Below are 16,358 nucleotides of genomic sequence, written 5' to 3' on the forward strand. Positions count from 1 at the left end.
CCTGGCGCACCCGCAGCGGTTCGTCGCGTTGCTCTTGCAAGTCTTCTTCATTGTTGTGTAATCGACTGCCGCGTGACTAATGGCATTTGGGAATGGAGCCACGGCGAAACTGTCATGATGCACCGCGGTATAAACGCGGGAACCCTGGAGCGTTTTCCGGCGAAGTGGCTGCCGGCTCGCGTCAAGAAAACGCCTCAAAGCAGAATCTGGAGCCCCGTTCCGGTTTAGCCGGAGCGGAAGAGGCTCTTTCCGGGCAGGATGGTGGCGGGCCGTGATCAGTAATCTGAAACTGCGCCAGCTGCGCCTGCTGGTCGCTCTCGACAATGAGCGCAAGTTGCAGCTCGCCGCCGAGCGGTTGAACATCACCCAATCAGCGGCATCGAAGATGCTTGCCGAAATCGAGGCGCTGGCGCGGGTTCCCTTGTTCGAGCGCACGGCGCGCGGCGTCGAACCGACGGCCTATGGGTCGATCCTGATCCGTGGCGGCAAGAGCGTGCTGGCCGATCTCGACCAGGTCACCGACGAGTTCGCGGGTTACAAGTCCGGTGAGCTCGGCACCGTCTCCGTTGGAACAGTCGCCAAGCCGAGCATCGACCTCGTCGTCGACGTCATCCAGTATCTCGGCGAAAAGCTGCATCGGGTGAACATCTCGCTCGATGTCAGCACCAGCCCGCCATTGATCACGCGACTGCTGGCGCTCGAGTTCGATTTCGTCGTCGCCAGGATTCCCGCCGGCATCGACCCCCGGCAATTCGACTATTACGAGATCGGCGCGGAGGAGGCGGTGCTGCTCGTTCGCGCGGAGCATCCGTTGGCCGGCCGCGAGACGGTCGAGCTGGAGGACATGGCCGACCAGCAATGGATCTGCCAGCCGCGCGAATCCTTCATGCGCCAGGCGCTCGAGAGGCTGTTCATGAGCCGCGGCGTGACGCCGCCGCGCCGGGTCATCAACACCGAGTCGTTTTTCGCCTCGGTCGGAATTGCGGCGGGCATCGACGCGATCGTGCCGGTCCCCATGCTGGTGTTCGATCTGGTCGATCCGCAGCGGTTCAAGGTGCTGCGCCTGCGCGACAGGCTGTTGTTGGAGAATTACGGCCTGATCAAGTTGCGCAAGCGCGCGCTGTCACCCGCCGCGACACTCTTGTTCGACGCGATGAAACGGCTCGGCGTACCGAATGGCGGTGCAGAGCAGGGCGACGCGGCGAGCTGAACACTCAGCGGAACATGCTGCGCAGGTTCTGGGCAATCTCGAACAGCGCCGGATTTTGCTTCACGGCGCGCTTGGCGCGATTGATGGCCGACAGCGCGCTGGCCGCCGGCTTGCCGCGCAAGCTGAGCGGAATGAAGCTGTCGACGACGGCTTCATCGTCCTTGCAGAACAGCCGCTTGTACTCGTCCGAGCCGATGCCGAGATCGAGAGCGCGGTAGTTCAGGCCGGCATGGCGATCGATGATATCGCGCATCAGGATCAGGCCGGGGCTGAACTTGGAATTGGCCGACATCGTGTAGGTGTTGAACATCATCGAGAAGCGATGACCGTCGGACACGCCGGCGAAGATCGCGATCACTTCCTCGTCGCACTCCAGCGCGTGGATGTCGATCGCATAGCCGTTGCCGTCGGCGCGCGGCGCGAGGCAGGCGGCACGAATGAACTGCTCGATGCCCGGCTCGGCGAACACGTTCGGCAGCTTCTGCTCGGCCATGCGCTGCGGCTTGACGCGGAAGAACCAGTCGAGCAGGCGGCAGACATCGGCGCTCTCGCTCGCGACATAATAGCGATAGCCGGGCAGCGCCTGCAGCTTGCGCTCCTTGCCCTTGAGGCGGCGGCGGAACGAGTTGCTGACCAGCGTCGCCGGTGCCGCGCCGGGCTCGATCGCCAGCACCGGGCAGTCGTTGACCGAAGGCTGACGCGGCAGCAGCGCCAGCGGATTCGGGAGGTCCTGCCAGCGCAGCGGCTGCTGGCAGAGCACGAGCGCATCGGCGCGGGAGCGTTCGGCGATCGATCCGATCAGAGCCGCGATGTCGGCTTCCGTCGCGTTGGCGGCGAAATCCTTCTCGCACAGCGCCATGTTGAAGGTCGTATGCTTGCCGCCCATGAAGCTCGCGCAGTTCGCGCCGAGGCGGGACTCGATTGCGAGCGGCAGCAGCAGCAGCGGCCGGCGTTCGCTGTCATGAGCGACGACGATGAAGGGCCGCAGGCCCTCGCGCTCGCCGACCTGGCGTTGCCAGCTGGCGAGGAAATCGAACCGCTGATAGGGCGTGTAGCTGTGCTGCGATGTCTCGAAGCCGCGCCAGGTCGCTTCGGCCGCGGTGAGATCATGAAAGATGTCGACGCCGGCAACGCGGATCGCGTTCGGCCACGCCCGCGTCTCAGCCGTCTGGCCTTCGATTGCCGCCGCCATGGTCATCTCGGAACCCGAAATTTTAGGGTATTAATTTACAGTTCTCGGCTGGGGCCGACCTTCGCAGGGAAATGTCAACAAAGAGTAAGAACAATGCCGCGGCGGTGTGCGGGAACCGCCTGACAAGGACGGGGATCTTGGCGCCGGACAGCGGGATTTTACGACGGGCCCGAATGGAGCTCGCGTATTTCAGTGGCGCCTTCAAGCTGCGGGAACGCGAGAGCGGCGGCGCCGGGGTGATCCTGCGCTTCGGCCGCGTTCGTCCCGCGCGACGCGGCCGGTTTCAGCCGCTGAAGTCCCAGGAGATCACCCCGGCTTTCCTCGATCGCACGATCCGCGCGTTGAAGCGCTGGCAGTATGACCTCGTCGGGATTGACGAGGCTTGCCGCCGCGCGGTGACTTTGCCGGAGCGCCGGCGCTTTGCCTGTCTGACCTTTGACGGCGCCAGCAAGGACATCGTCGCCCATGCCTGGCCGGTGCTCGCCAGGCACGGCGTTCCCTTCGCGCTGTACCTGCCGACGGCCTTTCCCGATGGCGTCGGCGTGGCGTGGTGGCTGGTGCTGGAGGACATCATCGCGCGCGAAAACCGCATCAGCATGATGATTGACGGCCGGGAGCGGCACTTCGCGATTTCAAATCTCTCGGACAAATACGAGCTGTTCGATTTCCTGTCCGGCTGGCTGCGCAAGCTGCCGCCGTCGGACCTGTCCTACGCGCTGAACGATCTCGCCAGGCGCTATTCGGCCGACGCAGCCCAATTGTCACGCAATGCGTCACTCGACTGGCAGGATCTGGCGAAGCTTGCCGCCGATCCGAACGTGACGCTCGGCAGCGCCACGGTGAACTATCCGGCGCTGTCGAGCCTCAGGGATGCCGACGCGCAGCGCGAGATGGCGATGGGCAAGGCGGTGGCCGAGAGCGCGCTTGGGCGGCAGGTCAGGCATTTCGCATTCCCGTTCGGGGACCGCGATGCGTTCGGCCGTCCGCATGTCGTGATGGCCGAGGAGGCCGGCTTTGCCAGCGCGGTGTCGACCATACCAGGGGTCGTCGAGGCGCAGGGGCGCACCAACCTCCACGCGCTGCCGCGCATCGCATGGGACGGCCGCGTGCGTTCGCTGCGGATGATGCGGGTGCTGCTGTCGGGCGTGATGTTCGCGCCGGTGCGGCCGACGCGCAGCGCGCGCGACCAGAACGTTACTTAGGCGCGATCGGGCCGCGACATCCAGGCGACGATCGGCATCGCCGGCAGCACCCAGCCGAGGCCGGCGACGACGTAGAAGATCGCCTGCAGCAACCCCGAATTGGCAAGCCACGGCGTCTGGGCGACCGTCATGCCAAGCAGTGACCACACCACCACCAGGATCAGCAGGAAGATGGTTCCGAGCAGTTTGCGGGTGCGTATGGCCATGGCGGATATTTGCAACTCGTGATCCAAGGCGTTTTTTCGAGCGAAGCGGGCACCGGTTCGCGCAAAGAAAACGCGTCAAAACAACGTTCTGGAGCTTGCTTCCGACTTGATCGGAAACGAGGCTCCGGACGGCGGCTTGCGCCGCGGGCGCGGCGGACTATAAGGGGCCCGAAAATCCAATCAAGTCAGGGCGAAATGGCCGGTATTTCCGCAAAGACATCGCAGCTTCGCGCCGTCAGGGTATGGCTGGTCGCGGTGGCCGCCCTGATCGCCCTGATGGTCTTGGTCGGCGGCGCCACGCGGCTGACCGAGTCTGGCCTGTCGATCGTCGAATGGAAGCCGGTGACCGGTACGCTGCCGCCGCTGACCGAGGCGCAGTGGACCCAGGCCTTCGAGGGCTACAAGAGGATCCCGCAATATCGCGAGCTCAACGCCGGGATGACGCTCGAGCAATTCAAGACGATCTTCTGGTGGGAGTGGAGCCACCGGCTGCTTGGCCGCGTGATCGGCGCGGCCTATTTGCTGCCGTTCCTGTATTTCCTGTGGCGCGGCGCGGTGAGCGGCGAACTCGGCCGGCGATTGTGGGTGATTTTCGGCCTCGGCGCGCTGCAGGGCGGCGTCGGCTGGTGGATGGTCGCGTCCGGCCTCTCGGAACGCATCGAGGTATCGCAGTATCGGCTGGCGACGCATCTTGTGCTGGCGCTTCTGATCTTCGCGGCGATCGTCTGGACGCTGCGGCGCCTGACCGACCGCCCAAGCGTGATCGCGCCGCTCAGGCTGAAGCTCACGAGCGCGGTGCTGCTCGTGCTGACCTTCGTGCAGCTCTATTTCGGCGCGCTGGTCGCGGGGCTGCGCGCGGGCAGGGTTTATAATACTTGGCCCGACATCGACGGCGGCTTCATTCCGTCGGCTGACCGGCTTTGGTTCGAGACACCGTGGTGGCGCAATCTGTTCGACAACACGCTGACGGTGCAGTTCGAACATCGCATGACCGCCTATCTGCTGTTCGCGCTGGCGATCGCGCATGCGATCGATGCCATGCGCGCGCGCGCCGGCGGCGCGGTGATCGCCGGCGCCTGGTGGCTGGTGGCGGCGATCACGCTGCAGGCGACGCTCGGCATCCTGACGCTGCTGCATCAGGTGCCGATCGATCTGGCGCTGACGCACCAGGCCGTCGCCATCGTCGTGCTGACGCTCGCGGTGCTGCAGGCCGAGCGCTTCGCCGCGCGCCGGACCGAGCGGGACCAGCCGACCCTCGTTGCGGTCGGCCAGCCCGGTTGATCGATCAGGACAGGTAGTCGAGCCCGATATCGAGCGCGGCCGAGCTGTGGGTCACCCAGCCGACCGAGATCAGATCGACGCCGGTTGTGGCAATCGCTGCGGCCGTCGCCGCGGTGATGCGGCCGGAGGCTTCGGTGATCGCCTTGCCGCGCGCCATGTCGACCGCCTGGCTGAGCTGCTCGGTCGTCATGTTGTCGAGCAGCACCGCGTCGACGCCGAGCGTCAGCGCCTCCTCGAGCTGCGACAGCGTGTCGACCTCGACCTCGATCTTGACGAGATGGCCGGCATTGGCCTTGGCGCGCTCGATCGCGGTGCGGATGCCGCCGGCGAGCGCGATGTGGTTGTCCTTGATCAGCACCGCGTCATCCAGCCCGAAGCGATGATTGCCGCCGCCGCCGGCGCGCACCGCATATTTCTCCAGCGCACGCAGTCCCGGCGTGGTCTTGCGGGTGCAGACGATCTGCCCGCGGGTGCCCGCCACGGCCTTGACCAGCGTAGCCGTTGCGGTGGCGACACCGCTCAGATGGCAGAGGAAGTTGAGCGCGGTCCGCTCGGCGGTGAGCAGGCTGCGGGCCGGGCCGTCGATGATCGCGATGACCTGGTCGGGTTCGACCGCGCTGCCGTCGGGCCGTTCGGCGCGCAGCGTGATGGCCGGCGACACCGTCTGGAAGGCTGACCGCGCGACATCGAGCCCGGCGATCACGCCGGGCTGCCGCGCCCGCATCACCAGCCGCGCCTGCTGGCCGGCCAGCACGATGGCGTCTGCGGTGATATCGCCGGCGCGGCCGAGATCCTCGCGCAAGGCGGTCTGCACGATCGGCTCATAGATCAGCGGCAACAGGGGGGTGAGGGTCATGACAGGGCACTCCTGGCAAATGGCGTGGATTCGACGATGTCGCGCGCGGCGGCGAGTGCATCGGCGCGGGTAAGGGACGACGTAACGGCCGACGCAGCAATGTGCGGGAAATCGGTGCGGAAGTGGCCGCCGCGGCTTTCCTCACGCCGGATGGCGGCAACCGCGACCATCAATCCGACCAATGCTGCGTCGGACGCCGCACTGTGACCGCATGCGAGTGGATAGAGACTGCGGATCGCGCGGGCGATCCCGTCGCGATCGCGCAGGACGCCGAGTCCCTGGGTGAGGATCGGTCGCACGGCGGAGGGATCGGAAGCCTGTGGCATCGCATCGTCGCGCAGCATGGCGCGCGGGCCCGCACTTACGCTTTCGATGCTCTCCGCGACCCAGCGCGCGCAGACGATCGCTTCCATCAGCGAGTTGCTGGCGAGGCGGTTGGCGCCGTGCAACCCGGTGCGCGCGGCCTCGCCGCAGGCCCACAGGCCCTGCACCGTGCTGCGGCCATAGCCATCAACCGCGATGCCGCCCATATGGTAGTGAACCGCCGGCCGGATCGGGATCGGATCATGGGCGGGGTCGATGCCGGCCATCTTGCAGAACGCGCTGATCACGGGATAGCGCTGCGCAAACTCCGCGCCCGGATGTTGGCGCGCGTCGAGGAAGGTGCGATGCCCCGCGGCGCGGTGGTGCCACACGGCGCGCGCCACGATGTCGCGTGGCGCAAGCTCGGCGCCGGACTGATCGGCCATGAAGCGCTCGCCGGTCTCGTCGATCAAGACCGCGCCGTCGCCGCGGATCGCCTCGGTCAGCAGCGGCATCGGGCGCGACGGCCCGTCGAACGCGGTCGGATGAAACTGCACGAACTCGATGTCCGACAGTTTTGCACCGGCATGTGCGGCAAGCGCGAGCCCCTGGCCGAAACATCCGCCGGGATTGGTGCTGTCGGCGAACAGCCCGCCGATGCCGCCGGTTGCGATCACCACGCGATTGGTCGTGATCGTCAGCGCGCCACGGTCGCTCGCTGCAAGCACGCCCCTGACTGCATTGTCCTCGACGATCAGCCGGCGCGCCTCGACGCCTTCCAGCAGTGTGATCGACGGCGTCTGGCGGACCGCCGCGATCAGCGCGCGCATGATCTCCCGGCCGGTGCCGTCGCCGGTGGCGTGCACGATGCGGTTGCGGCGGTGTGCGGCCTCGAGCCCGAGGCGCCAGCTGCCGTCGGCGTGCCGGTCGAAGGCGACGCCGAGTCTCGCCAGCTGCTCGACGGCGGCGGGCGCGGCGTGGACGATCCGACTCGCCGCGGCCGCGTCGCAAAGGCCGGCGCCGGCCGCGAGCGTATCGGCGAGATGCAGGGCAGGGCTGTCGTCGGCGCCGACCGGTGCGGCAAGGCCGCCCTGTGCCCACATGCTGGAAGCTTCCGCGCCGAGCGGCGACTTCGGCAGCAGCACGACCGGCTCGGGTGCGAGCTGAAGCGCGGTCATCAGCCCGGCGGCACCGCCGCCGATGATCACCGGCCGGCCGTTGAGATCGGAGATATCGGTGCTCATATCGCCAGCATCCTTTCGACGCTCTTGCGCGCGCGATCGGCGATCGCGGGGTCGATGGTGACCTCGTGCTGGTTGGTCTCCAGCGCGTGACGGACGTTCTTCAGCGTGATCCGCTTCATGTGCGGACAGAGATTGCAGGGGCGGATGAAGTCGACACCGGGATTTAGCGCAGCGATGTTGTCGCTCATCGAGCATTCCGTCAGCAGCACGACGCGCGGCGGACGTTTGGTCTCGACAAACGACTGCATCGCAGCCGTCGAGCCGGCAAAGTCCGCTTCGGCGACCACCTCGGGCGGGCATTCCGGATGCGCCAGGATGGTGACATCGGGATGATCCTCGCGCAGCTGGCGCACGTCATCGGCGGTGAACAGCTCGTGCACCTCGCAGTGGCCCTTCCAGGCGATGATCTTCTTGCTGGTTTGCTTGGCGATGTTCTGCGCCAGATATTCATCAGGGAGCATGATGACGCGCTCGGCGTCGAGCGATTCAACCACCTTCAGCGCATTGCCCGACGTGCAGCAGATGTCGGACTCGGCCTTCACCGCGGTCGAGGTGTTGACATAGGCGACGACCGGTGCGTCCGGGTAGCGCGCGCGCATCAGCCGCACGTCCTCCGCCGTGATCGAATCCGCCAGCGAGCAGCCGGCCTTGAGGTCGGGGATCAGCACGGTCTTGGCCGGATTGAGCAGCTTCGCGGTCTCGGCCATGAAATGCACGCCCGCGAGCACGATGACATCGGCATCGACCTTGGTTGCTTCGCGCGCGAGCAACAGGCTGTCGCCGACGATATCGGCGACGCCGTGGAAGATCTCCGGCGTCTGGTAATTATGCGCCAGCACCACCGCGTTGCGGCGGCGTTTCAGCGCGAGGATCGCATCGACGTCCTCGGCGAATGTGGCCCATTCGAACGGCGGGATGACGCGCTTGACGCGCTCATAGAGCGGCGCGGTGCGGGTGAGCAGATCGGTATCGAGTGCAACCATTTATACTCTCCGTGAGCATAAGATGGCTTATACTTATCCTGAGCATAAGGCGTGTCAAGTGCGCGAAAGCGGGAGCTTGGTGCCGGCGATGGCCCGTTCGGCCAGCACGGCATGGCGGAAGCGGAATAGCTTGGCCGGCCGGCCGACGGTATCGGCGGCCATTGCGCCAGTCTCTTCAACGAGTTCCTGCTGCTCGATCAGCCGGCGGAAGTTCTGCTTGTGGACCAGCCGGCCTGCGAGCGCCTCAACACTGCGTTGCAGTTGCAGCAGGGTGAACTCGGCCGGCATCAGCTCGAATACCACCGGACGGTATTTGATCTTGGCGCGCAGCCGCGCGATCCCGGTCGCGAGAATGCGGCGATGATCCGCCGTCATCGGCTTGCCCGGCACGATCGGCGCCTCGCGGCCATGCCCGCGGCCGGCTTCCGGGATCAGCGCGGCCTCGTAGAGCAGCTCATAGCGCTGCAGCACCAGCTCTTCGTTCCAGTCGCGATCATCGAGACCGAAGGTGATGGCGCAACGTTGCCAGCGCTCGCGCTGCAGCGTCGGTGACGGCGCCGCCTTCGCCCACGTTTTGAGCTTCGGCGCGATCGTCTTGGCCAGGAAGGCCGGCGCGCCGGCGCGATGATCCTCCCAGGGGAAGTAGTCGTACCAGCCGGACCAGTGCGCCTCAAAGCCTTCGCCGACACGATCCTCGCGGGTCAGGCCGAGATAGCTGATCGAGACGCTGTGCGGCCCCTTGGTGTCTCCGGAGCGGCCGCGGTCGGCAAAGGTGTAGAGCTGCTCGACATAGCCGAGCGGGTGGCCGGTCTGCGCTTCGACCCAGGCCCGCAGCGCGGTCTGCAGCGAGCGATGGGTGAACTCGAACGGGCCGCTCGGCAGCGCGGAGCCGCCGGCGATGGTCATGATCTTCGGCGTGCCCTCGGTGACGGCGACCAGCACCGCGACGAGATCGGCGGTCACCGCATTCCCCGAAGCCGGTGTGCTGGATTTCTGCGGCGATCTGGCCACCCGATCGGTCCGCGCTAGCAGTAGCCGTAGACGCCACAGGCGTAGGGCAGGCGGTCCCAATAGGTCACATAGGCACCGCCGTAGTACGGGCCGAAATAGTTGTAGGAGTGCCAGTTGCCGTAATAGCCGGGCAGCGACGACGACCCCGGCAGCAGCGGTTCGCCGGGCACGAACGGGATATACGGCTCGGAATTGAGCGGGATCACCACGGGCTGCTCGACGACCACGAGCTGGCGTCCGCGCCGCACATAGGTCGGCGATGTGATCGTGGTGCGGTAGGCGTAATGCCGGTGCGGCAGGCCCGCCGGCAGCTGGCGCGCGGCCTTGACGGTCGCGCTCTTGGCGACGGCCGGGCCGTCGGCGGCGTCAGCAGGCGGGATCGCAAACAATGCGATCGCGAGCGGCAATGTCCAGCGCAGCATCAATGGTCTCCCGAATCATCCGGAGCCTATCACTGGCACTTTAAGCCGGATTGAACGTTAACGAGAGGCCCGTCGGTATTAAGCGTTAACGGGAGGTCGGTCGCTTTGGGCAAGTTGCCGGAGCGATACGGCGCACCGCTCCGGAACAATTGCGGGATCAGGCGCGCAGGGCCTGGTCGAGGTCGGCGATCAGGTCCTCCTTATCCTCGATGCCGATCGAAAGCCGCACCACCTCGGGCGCCGCGCCCGACCTCACCTTGGCGGCGTCGTCGAGCTGGCTGTGGGTGGTGGAGGCCGGATGGATCACCAGCGAGCGGGTGTCGCCGACATTGGCGAGATGCGAGAACAGCTGCAGGTTCGACACCAGATTGACGCCCGCGTCATAGCCGCCCTTCAGGCTGAAGGTGAACACCGCGCCGGCGCCCTTCGGCGAATATTTGCGCTGCAGGGCGTTGTACCTGTCGCCGGGCAGGCCGGCATAGTTCACCGCTGACACGGCGGGGTGGGTGGAGAGGAATTCCGCCACCGCCTTGGCGTTGTCGCAGTGCTTCTGCATGCGCAGCGGCAGCGTCTCGATGCCGGTCAGGATCATGAAGGCGTTGAACGGCGACAGCGCGGGGCCGAGGTCGCGCAGGCCGAGCACGCGGCAGGCGATCGCGAAGGCGAAGTTGCCGAAGGTCTCCTGGATCCGGATGCCGTGATATTCCGGGCGCGGCTCGCTCAGCATCGGGTATTTGTTGTCCTTCGACCAGTCGAAGGTGCCGGCATCGACAATGATGCCGCCGAGCGAGTTGCCGTGACCGCCGAGGAACTTGGTCAGCGAGTGCACGACGATGTCGGCGCCGTGGTCGATCGGCTTGATCAGATAGGGCGAGGCCAGCGTGTTGTCGACGATCAGCGGCACGCCGGCCTTGCGCGCAACGGCCGCGATCGCCTCGATATCGGTGATGCTGCCTGCCGGGTTGGCGATCGACTCGATGAAGATCGCCTTGGTGTGCGGCGTCACCGCGCGCTCGAAGCTTTCGATCTCATCGGGGTCGGCCCAGGCCACATTCCAGCCAAACGCCTTGAAGGCGTGGGTGAACTGGTTGATCGAGCCACCATAGAGCTTGCGTGCCGCGATGATCTCATCGCCGGGCTTCAACAGCTGCTGCAGCACGACGACCTGCGCCGCGTGACCGGAAGCGACGGCGAGCGCCGCGGTGCCGCCTTCGAGGGCTGCGACACGTTCCTCGAGCACGGCATTGGTCGGGTTGCCGATGCGGGTATAGATGTTGCCGAAAGCCTGCAGGCCGAACAGCGAGGCCGCGTGGTCGGCGTCGTTGAAGACGAATGACGTGGTCTGGTAGATCGGCGTCGCCCGTGCGCCGGTGGTGGGATCAGGCTGCGCGCCGGCGTGCACGGCGAGGGTGGAAAATCCCGGAAGGCGATCGGTCATTCTTTAGTATCCTGTTGTGGCCTGGTCGAAACGCGCGGCATGCTGATGGCGACGGCGCCCGCCGTCAAGCGAGTTGGGCGCATCGCCAGTTTTTGGAGGGGCATCCCGCGCTATACCGGATGATCGCAGCGATTATTCCGCCGCGATGTCAGGTCGTCTCGGTCTTGTTCTTTGCCGCGCGGTCGGACGCCGCGGTCTGTCCGCCGCCGAAGCTCGTGCGATTGAGCGACAGCCGCATGCCCTGCGTCGGGATCGGCGCGCGTTTGGAACTCAGCGTGCGCGAGTTGACGCCCATCCACGAGATCTCCGACGACAGCCGGCCATACTCGATCTTCGGGCAGCGGTTCATCACCACTTTGAGGCCCGCGGCTTCCGCCTTCTCGGCCGCGGCGTCGTCGCGTGCGCCAAGCTGCATCCAGATCACCTTCGGCGGCGTCGACAATTTCAGCGCCTCCTCGACCACGGGCATGATGTGGCTTGAATTGCGGAAGATGTCGATCATGTCGATCGGCCGATCGATGTCCGCAAGCGAGGCGACGAACGGCTTGCCCATCAGCGTCTTGCCGACATGGCCGGGGTTGACCGGGATCATGTCGTAGCCGCGCTGCGCCAGATATTTGAACGCGAAATAGCTCGGCCGCACATTGACCGGCGAGGCGCCGACCATCGCGATGGTCTTGACGTTGTTCAGAATGCTGCGGATGTAATTGTCGTCGTAGGCGTCGTGATTCATTTTTCTTCCGGGTTTGTCATTCCGGGGCTCGCGCAGCGAGAACCCGGAATCTCGAGATTCCGGGTCTGGTGCTAACGCACCATCCCGGAATGACGACCTCAGGTCGTCACTTGTCCTGCCACTTCGGATCGCGCTTCTCGATGAAGGCACCGATGCCTTCCTCGGCGTCGCGCGCCATCATGTTTTCGGTCATCACCTCGGCGGCGAAGCGATAGGCATCGGCGAGGCTCATCTCGGCCTGGCGATAGAACGCCTCCTTGCCGAGCTTGACGGTGTAGGCCGATTTCAGCGCGACCTTCTCGGCCAGCGCGATCGCAGCGTCGCGTTCGGTGCCCGCGGATACCACGCGGTTGACGAGGCCGATGCCCTGCGCCGTTGCCGCCGAGACCGGCTCTCCGGTCAGCAGCATCTCCATGGCCTGCTTGCGCGGCACGTTGCGCGACAGCGCCACCATCGGCGTCGAGCAGAACAGCCCGATGTCGACGCCCGGCGTTGCGAACGCCGCCGCTTCGGAGGCGACCGCGAGGTCGCAGCTTGCGACGAGCTGGCAGCCGGCTGCAGTGGCGATGCCCTGGACGGACGCCACCACCGGCTTCGGCAGGCGCACGATGGCCTGCATCATCGCGCTGCAGGCGTTCATGATTTGCGCGAAATAGGCGCGGCCGCGGTCGGCATCGCTGCGGCGCGCGGTAAGTTCCTTGAGGTCGTGGCCGGCGCAGAACGCCGGGCCGTTGGCGGCGAGCACGACGGCGCGGATGCGCTTGTCACCGCCGACATCGTTCAGGGCGGCGTGCAGCTCGGCGATCAGGCCCTCGGAGAGGCTGTTGCGCGCTCCGGGGCGATTGAGCGTCAGTAGCGCGATACTGCCGACGGTCTCGCGCAGCAGGATCGGCTGGTGTTGCGGCGCTTCGGCGCGGGCGGCTTGGGCGGACATGCTGAAATTCCACTTTGGTCTCTGTGACAACTTAATGTAACAGGCAGGCTGAAGCGAGGGCAGGGACGGCATGGCGACTGCGAAAATGAGCGTGGCTGACGTGGAGGAGTTCCTGCGGAGGGAATTCCCGCAGGCGTTCGTCCACGACGATGTCCGGATCGAAAGCGCCGACGGCGAGACGGCCCTGCTGCGCCAGCGCTTCAGCGAGCGCATGCTGCGGCCGGGCGGTACGGTGTCCGGGCCGACCCTGATGGGGCTGGCGGATTTCGCGATGTACGTGGTGCTGCTGTCGGCGATCGGGCCGGTTGGCCTTGCCGTGACCACCAACCTCAACATCAACTTCCTGCGCAAGGGTCAGCCGGGGCAGGACGTACTTGCGGTGGCGAGGCTGCTCAAGCTCGGCAAGCGGCTCGCGGTCGGCGAGGTCAACCTGCTGTCCGGCTCGTCTCCCGATCCCATCGCCCATGTCACGGCGACCTATTCCATTCCAAATCAATAGGCTTTTCTACGGTATTATTGCACCATAATTGCAAGCCATTGTTTTTTCTGATGTAATTTGAGCGCGTGGGCGTTGACGCGCGATCGCGGCTTCTCTAGAAAGCTGCCAGTTCGGCGCATACGGCGCCGATTTCTTTTTCACGGATTTCACACATGAGCACGTTCTCGGCCAAGCCCGCCGAAGTGACGAAGAAGTGGGTCGTGATCGACGCCAAGGGTCTGGTCGTCGGTCGCCTCGCCACGCTCGTCGCGATGCGCCTGCGCGGCAAACACCTGCCCACCTACACCCCGCATGTCGATTGCGGCGACAACGTCATCATCGTCAACGCCGCGCATGTGGTGCTGACCGGTCGCAAGCGCGACCAGAAGACCTACTACAAGCACACCGGCTTCATCGGTGGCATCAAGGAGCGCACCGCGAAGCAGATCCTCGAGGGTCGCTTCCCCGAGCGCGTCGTCGAGAAGGCGATCGAGCGCATGATCCCGCGCGGTCCGCTCGGCCGCATGCAGATGGGCAATCTGCGCGTCTATCCCGGTGCTGATCATCCGCATGAAGCGCAAAGCCCCGAGAAGGTCGATATCGCTTCCCTGAATCGCAAGAACACGAGGGCCGCATAATGTCCGATACGTTGCAGTCCCTCGACCAGCTCTCGCAGGTCAAGCCGGCCGCTCCCGACGCGCCGAAATACGTCAAGAAGGTCGACAAGTACAATCGCGCCTACGCCACCGGCAAGCGCAAGGACGCGGTCGCCCGCGTCTGGGTCAAGCCGGGCTCCGGCAAGATCTCGGTCAACACCCGCGAGTTCGAAGTCTACTTCGCCCGCCCGGTGCTGCGCATGATGATCCAGCAGCCGCTGGTCGCTGCCGCCCGTAACGGCCAGTACGACGTGATCTGCACCGTCGCCGGCGGCGGTCTCTCCGGCCAGGCCGGTGCTGTCCGCCACGGCATCTCGAAGGCGCTCACCAACTTCGAGCCCGAGCTGCGCGGCGTCCTCAAGAAGGGCGGCTTCCTGACCCGCGACAGCCGCTCGGTCGAGCGCAAGAAGTACGGCAAGGCGAAGGCCCGCAAGTCCTTCCAGTTCTCGAAGCGCTAATTCGAGTTCTAAAATTCGCGGCAATTGCCGCGGGCATCGAGTTGCAGAGGGCGCCGCGAGGCGCCCTTTTTGCTGCGTCCGACCGGCGATGCTTCGGCGCGAATTAGCGCAGTTTTTCATGAAAACTTGCGTGTGCGTGCAAACGAAATTGGAACTCGCACCTTCTAGCTTGCGGGCTCGCAATGGCGCTGCATCACCGTATTTATTTGCGCCTGCGAACGTTGCATCACACCGGGCTGGGGTGAGTTTATGTCGTTCGATCCATCGACACTTTATTTGTTCGCCACCATGGTCGCGGGCATGCTCGGCGCCATGCTGTGGTTGTTCGGTAGGCAGGAGAACATTTCCGCGCTGAAATGGTGGGGCACCGCCTATCTGCTCGGCGCGGCCTCGGTTGCGGTCTGGACGGTCGGCAGTTCGACGCTCGATCCGATGGTTCTGCTGGGCCTCAATGCGATCGGCTTCGCCGCCTGCGGCCTGGTCTGGAATGCCGCGCGCATTTTCCACGGCCGCAAGGCCAATTTGCTGGGCCTCGTGCTCGGCCCGATCGCATGGATCGGGGCGGTGACGACGGTTGAGGATCCCGCGATGCGCCTGACGATCGGCGCCGGGATCGTCGCGATCTACGCCGCGCTGACCGCATCAGAACTGTGGAGCGAGCGCCGCCGCGCGATGCAACGGCGCTGGCTTGCGATCGTCATCCCGGTCGCGCACGGTTGCGTCCTGATGCTGCCGATCCTGGTCGGCGACCTGCTGCGATTGAACGGCCAGAATTTCGTCTCCAGCTTTTGGGTCACGCTGTTTTCGATCGAACTCGTGCTGTACGCGATCGGCACGGTGTTCGTGATCTTCATGATGGTGTCGGACCGCGCGGTGGCCGTGCACAAGACGGCCGCGTCGATCGACCCCCTGAGCGGCATGCTCAACCGCCGCGGCTTCACCGAGGCCTGCGCGCGGGTGATCGAGCGCGAGTCCATTGCCGGCCGGCCGGTCACCGTGATGATCTTCGACATCGATCACTTCAAGTCGATCAACGACCGCTTCGGCCATCCCGCGGGTGACGAGATCCTGAAGCTGTTCTCCGCCGTCGTGGTCAACAGCCTCAGGATCAGCGATCTGTCGGGCCGGATCGGCGGCGAGGAATTCGCGGCGCTGCTGCCGTGCTCGCTGGAGGAAGGTGTGCTGGTCGCCGAGCGCGTGCGCGAAGCCTTCGAGAACAGCAACATCACCTGCGAGGAAGGCGCGGTCGACACCACGGTCAGCATCGGCGTCGCCGGTGGCCCCGCCGGCACCGAGCTCGAGGTGCTGCTGGCCTCGGCCGACACCGCGCTCTACCAGGCCAAGCGCGGCGGCCGCAACCGCGTCGAGGCGGCGGAGGAATTGCCGCTCTCGCTTGAGAACTGGCGGCGCAAGACTGCGGGCCTGCCGGCTTCGGCGCGGCAAAAGCCGGCAAGCGTCCGGGCATGAGTGCGGTAACGAGTGGTTAACCATTCGATCCCATGCTTTCGGGCATGGAGTCGATCCGCACCCGCAATCCTCAGTCAGCCCTGATGTCGCTCGAAGCCGACGCGGTTTCGGCGCGCAGCGGTTTCGCCTGCCTGTTCTCGGACTCCCATGAATACGAGACCGCGCTGATCGCTGAACGACGCGCGCAGGGGCGATACCAGCCGCCGAAGAGTCGCTGGCCGATGGTGATGCTGGCCGGCGTAATGCTGATGGTCGCGGGAACGGTGCTGCTGCTCTCCTGACGT

At 65.6% G+C, this 16,358-nt stretch carries 18 protein-coding genes; 8 read left to right on the forward strand and 10 right to left on the reverse strand.

Annotated features, from left to right (window positions below; all coding sequences use genetic code 11):
- The first annotated feature begins 271 nt into the window (after positions 1-271).
- Positions 272-1,210, forward strand: coding sequence for a LysR family transcriptional regulator (locus tag J2R78_RS34780; RefSeq protein WP_253608423.1), 939 nt, complete (start codon positions 272-274; stop codon positions 1,208-1,210).
- Between the two features lie 4 nt (positions 1,211-1,214).
- Here the strand turns inward: J2R78_RS34780 and J2R78_RS34785 are convergent, their stop codons facing one another.
- The gene (locus J2R78_RS34785) at positions 1,215-2,408 is read right to left on the reverse strand and encodes a GNAT family N-acetyltransferase (protein ID WP_253608424.1); all 1,194 of its coding nucleotides are present in this window, start codon (positions 2,406-2,408) and stop codon (positions 1,215-1,217) included.
- A gap of 167 nt (positions 2,409-2,575) precedes the next feature.
- On the opposite strand from J2R78_RS34785, the gene J2R78_RS34790 reads away from it, so the two are divergent.
- Positions 2,576-3,604 carry a polysaccharide deacetylase family protein gene (locus tag J2R78_RS34790; protein ID WP_253608425.1) on the forward strand — a complete coding sequence of 343 codons (1,029 nt, stop codon included), beginning with the start codon at positions 2,576-2,578 and terminating at the stop codon, positions 3,602-3,604.
- Here the strand turns inward: J2R78_RS34790 and J2R78_RS34795 are convergent.
- Positions 3,601-3,810 carry a DUF2842 domain-containing protein gene (locus J2R78_RS34795; RefSeq protein WP_016844954.1) on the reverse strand — a complete coding sequence of 70 codons (210 nt, stop codon included), beginning with the start codon at positions 3,808-3,810 and terminating at the stop codon, positions 3,601-3,603. The two genes, J2R78_RS34790 and J2R78_RS34795, sit on opposite strands and share 4 nt — an antisense overlap.
- A gap of 195 nt (positions 3,811-4,005) precedes the next feature.
- Between J2R78_RS34795 and J2R78_RS34800 the strand changes: the two genes are divergently transcribed.
- Positions 4,006-5,091 carry a COX15/CtaA family protein gene (locus tag J2R78_RS34800; RefSeq protein WP_168855922.1) on the forward strand — a complete coding sequence of 362 codons (1,086 nt, stop codon included), beginning with the start codon at positions 4,006-4,008 and terminating at the stop codon, positions 5,089-5,091.
- Between the two features lie 4 nt (positions 5,092-5,095).
- Here the strand turns inward: J2R78_RS34800 and nadC are convergent, their stop codons facing one another.
- From nadC to J2R78_RS34840, 8 genes are all read right to left on the reverse strand, one after another.
- Positions 5,096-5,947, reverse strand: a complete 852-nt coding sequence (gene nadC, locus J2R78_RS34805; RefSeq protein WP_253608426.1) for a carboxylating nicotinate-nucleotide diphosphorylase — start codon at positions 5,945-5,947, stop codon at positions 5,096-5,098.
- Positions 5,944-7,494 (reverse strand): L-aspartate oxidase, encoded by a 1,551-nt coding sequence (locus J2R78_RS34810; protein ID WP_253608427.1) that lies wholly within the window; start codon positions 7,492-7,494, stop codon positions 5,944-5,946. Before J2R78_RS34810 ends, nadC begins: the two co-directional genes overlap by 4 nt.
- Positions 7,491-8,477, reverse strand: coding sequence for a quinolinate synthase NadA (gene nadA / locus J2R78_RS34815; RefSeq protein WP_253608428.1), 987 nt, complete (start codon positions 8,475-8,477; stop codon positions 7,491-7,493). The genes J2R78_RS34810 and nadA overlap by 4 nt, the downstream gene beginning before the upstream one ends.
- 54 nt (positions 8,478-8,531) lie before the next feature.
- Complete coding sequence (locus tag J2R78_RS34820) at positions 8,532-9,488, reverse strand: hypothetical protein (RefSeq protein ID WP_253608429.1); 957 nt, start codon at positions 9,486-9,488, stop codon at positions 8,532-8,534.
- A 14-nt stretch (positions 9,489-9,502) separates the two neighbouring features.
- On the reverse strand, positions 9,503-9,910 hold the full coding sequence (locus J2R78_RS34825; RefSeq protein WP_018271884.1) for a hypothetical protein: 408 nt from the start codon (positions 9,908-9,910) through the stop codon (positions 9,503-9,505).
- A 157-nt stretch (positions 9,911-10,067) separates the two neighbouring features.
- Entirely contained in the window at positions 10,068-11,348 is a 1,281-nt protein-coding gene (locus J2R78_RS34830) for an O-acetylhomoserine aminocarboxypropyltransferase (protein ID WP_038385449.1), read from the reverse strand.
- A 148-nt stretch (positions 11,349-11,496) separates the two neighbouring features.
- A complete protein-coding gene (locus J2R78_RS34835; RefSeq protein WP_057020656.1) occupies positions 11,497-12,081 on the reverse strand; it encodes a CoA-binding protein in 585 nt (194 codons plus the stop codon).
- A gap of 106 nt (positions 12,082-12,187) precedes the next feature.
- On the reverse strand, positions 12,188-13,015 hold the full coding sequence (locus J2R78_RS34840; protein WP_253608430.1) for an enoyl-CoA hydratase: 828 nt from the start codon (positions 13,013-13,015) through the stop codon (positions 12,188-12,190).
- A gap of 70 nt (positions 13,016-13,085) precedes the next feature.
- Between J2R78_RS34840 and J2R78_RS34845 the strand changes: the two genes are divergently transcribed.
- The 5 genes from J2R78_RS34845 (at position 13,086) to J2R78_RS34865 (ending at position 16,355) form a co-directional block, all read left to right on the forward strand.
- On the forward strand, positions 13,086-13,514 hold the full coding sequence (locus tag J2R78_RS34845; RefSeq protein ID WP_028340177.1) for a PaaI family thioesterase: 429 nt from the start codon (positions 13,086-13,088) through the stop codon (positions 13,512-13,514).
- A gap of 152 nt (positions 13,515-13,666) precedes the next feature.
- Complete coding sequence (rplM, locus tag J2R78_RS34850; RefSeq protein WP_016840522.1) at positions 13,667-14,131, forward strand: 50S ribosomal protein L13; 465 nt, start codon at positions 13,667-13,669, stop codon at positions 14,129-14,131.
- Complete coding sequence (rpsI, locus tag J2R78_RS34855) at positions 14,131-14,607, forward strand: 30S ribosomal protein S9 (protein WP_028333930.1); 477 nt, start codon at positions 14,131-14,133, stop codon at positions 14,605-14,607. The genes rplM and rpsI overlap by 1 nt, the downstream gene beginning before the upstream one ends.
- Positions 14,608-14,856: 249 nt before the next feature.
- Positions 14,857-16,074 carry a GGDEF domain-containing protein gene (locus tag J2R78_RS34860; RefSeq protein ID WP_057020653.1) on the forward strand — a complete coding sequence of 406 codons (1,218 nt, stop codon included), beginning with the start codon at positions 14,857-14,859 and terminating at the stop codon, positions 16,072-16,074.
- A 44-nt stretch (positions 16,075-16,118) separates the two neighbouring features.
- Positions 16,119-16,355 (forward strand): hypothetical protein, encoded by a 237-nt coding sequence (locus J2R78_RS34865; protein ID WP_028333932.1) that lies wholly within the window; start codon positions 16,119-16,121, stop codon positions 16,353-16,355.
- Positions 16,356-16,358: the final 3 nt, after the last annotated feature.

It is taken from the genome of Bradyrhizobium sp. USDA 4538, assembly GCF_024171045.1.
Taxonomy (GTDB): domain Bacteria; phylum Pseudomonadota; class Alphaproteobacteria; order Rhizobiales; family Xanthobacteraceae; genus Bradyrhizobium; species Bradyrhizobium australafricanum.

What these genes read in the sequence shown, in the direction of transcription:
- rplM (WP_016840522.1), top strand. Translation starts at nt 13,667, where the DNA reads ATGAGCACGTTCTCGGCCAAGCCCGCCGAAGTGACGAAGAAGTGGGTC.
- J2R78_RS34830 (WP_038385449.1), bottom strand. Translation starts at nt 11,348, where the DNA reads ATGACCGATCGCCTTCCGGGATTTTCCACCCTCGCCGTGCACGCCGGC.
- J2R78_RS34840 (WP_253608430.1), bottom strand. Translation starts at nt 13,015, where the DNA reads ATGTCCGCCCAAGCCGCCCGCGCCGAAGCGCCGCAACACCAGCCGATC.
- nadC (WP_253608426.1), bottom strand. Translation starts at nt 5,947, where the DNA reads ATGACCCTCACCCCCCTGTTGCCGCTGATCTATGAGCCGATCGTGCAG.
- J2R78_RS34835 (WP_057020656.1), bottom strand. Translation starts at nt 12,081, where the DNA reads ATGAATCACGACGCCTACGACGACAATTACATCCGCAGCATTCTGAAC.
- J2R78_RS34860 (WP_057020653.1), top strand. Translation starts at nt 14,857, where the DNA reads ATGTCGTTCGATCCATCGACACTTTATTTGTTCGCCACCATGGTCGCG.
- J2R78_RS34825 (WP_018271884.1), bottom strand. Translation starts at nt 9,910, where the DNA reads ATGCTGCGCTGGACATTGCCGCTCGCGATCGCATTGTTTGCGATCCCG.
- J2R78_RS34795 (WP_016844954.1), bottom strand. Translation starts at nt 3,810, where the DNA reads ATGGCCATACGCACCCGCAAACTGCTCGGAACCATCTTCCTGCTGATC.
- J2R78_RS34865 (WP_028333932.1), top strand. Translation starts at nt 16,119, where the DNA reads ATGGAGTCGATCCGCACCCGCAATCCTCAGTCAGCCCTGATGTCGCTC.
- J2R78_RS34845 (WP_028340177.1), top strand. Translation starts at nt 13,086, where the DNA reads ATGGCGACTGCGAAAATGAGCGTGGCTGACGTGGAGGAGTTCCTGCGG.
- J2R78_RS34790 (WP_253608425.1), top strand. Translation starts at nt 2,576, where the DNA reads ATGGAGCTCGCGTATTTCAGTGGCGCCTTCAAGCTGCGGGAACGCGAG.
- nadA (WP_253608428.1), bottom strand. Translation starts at nt 8,477, where the DNA reads ATGGTTGCACTCGATACCGATCTGCTCACCCGCACCGCGCCGCTCTAT.
- J2R78_RS34810 (WP_253608427.1), bottom strand. Translation starts at nt 7,494, where the DNA reads ATGAGCACCGATATCTCCGATCTCAACGGCCGGCCGGTGATCATCGGC.
- J2R78_RS34785 (WP_253608424.1), bottom strand. Translation starts at nt 2,408, where the DNA reads ATGACCATGGCGGCGGCAATCGAAGGCCAGACGGCTGAGACGCGGGCG.
- rpsI (WP_028333930.1), top strand. Translation starts at nt 14,131, where the DNA reads ATGTCCGATACGTTGCAGTCCCTCGACCAGCTCTCGCAGGTCAAGCCG.
- J2R78_RS34800 (WP_168855922.1), top strand. Translation starts at nt 4,006, where the DNA reads ATGGCCGGTATTTCCGCAAAGACATCGCAGCTTCGCGCCGTCAGGGTA.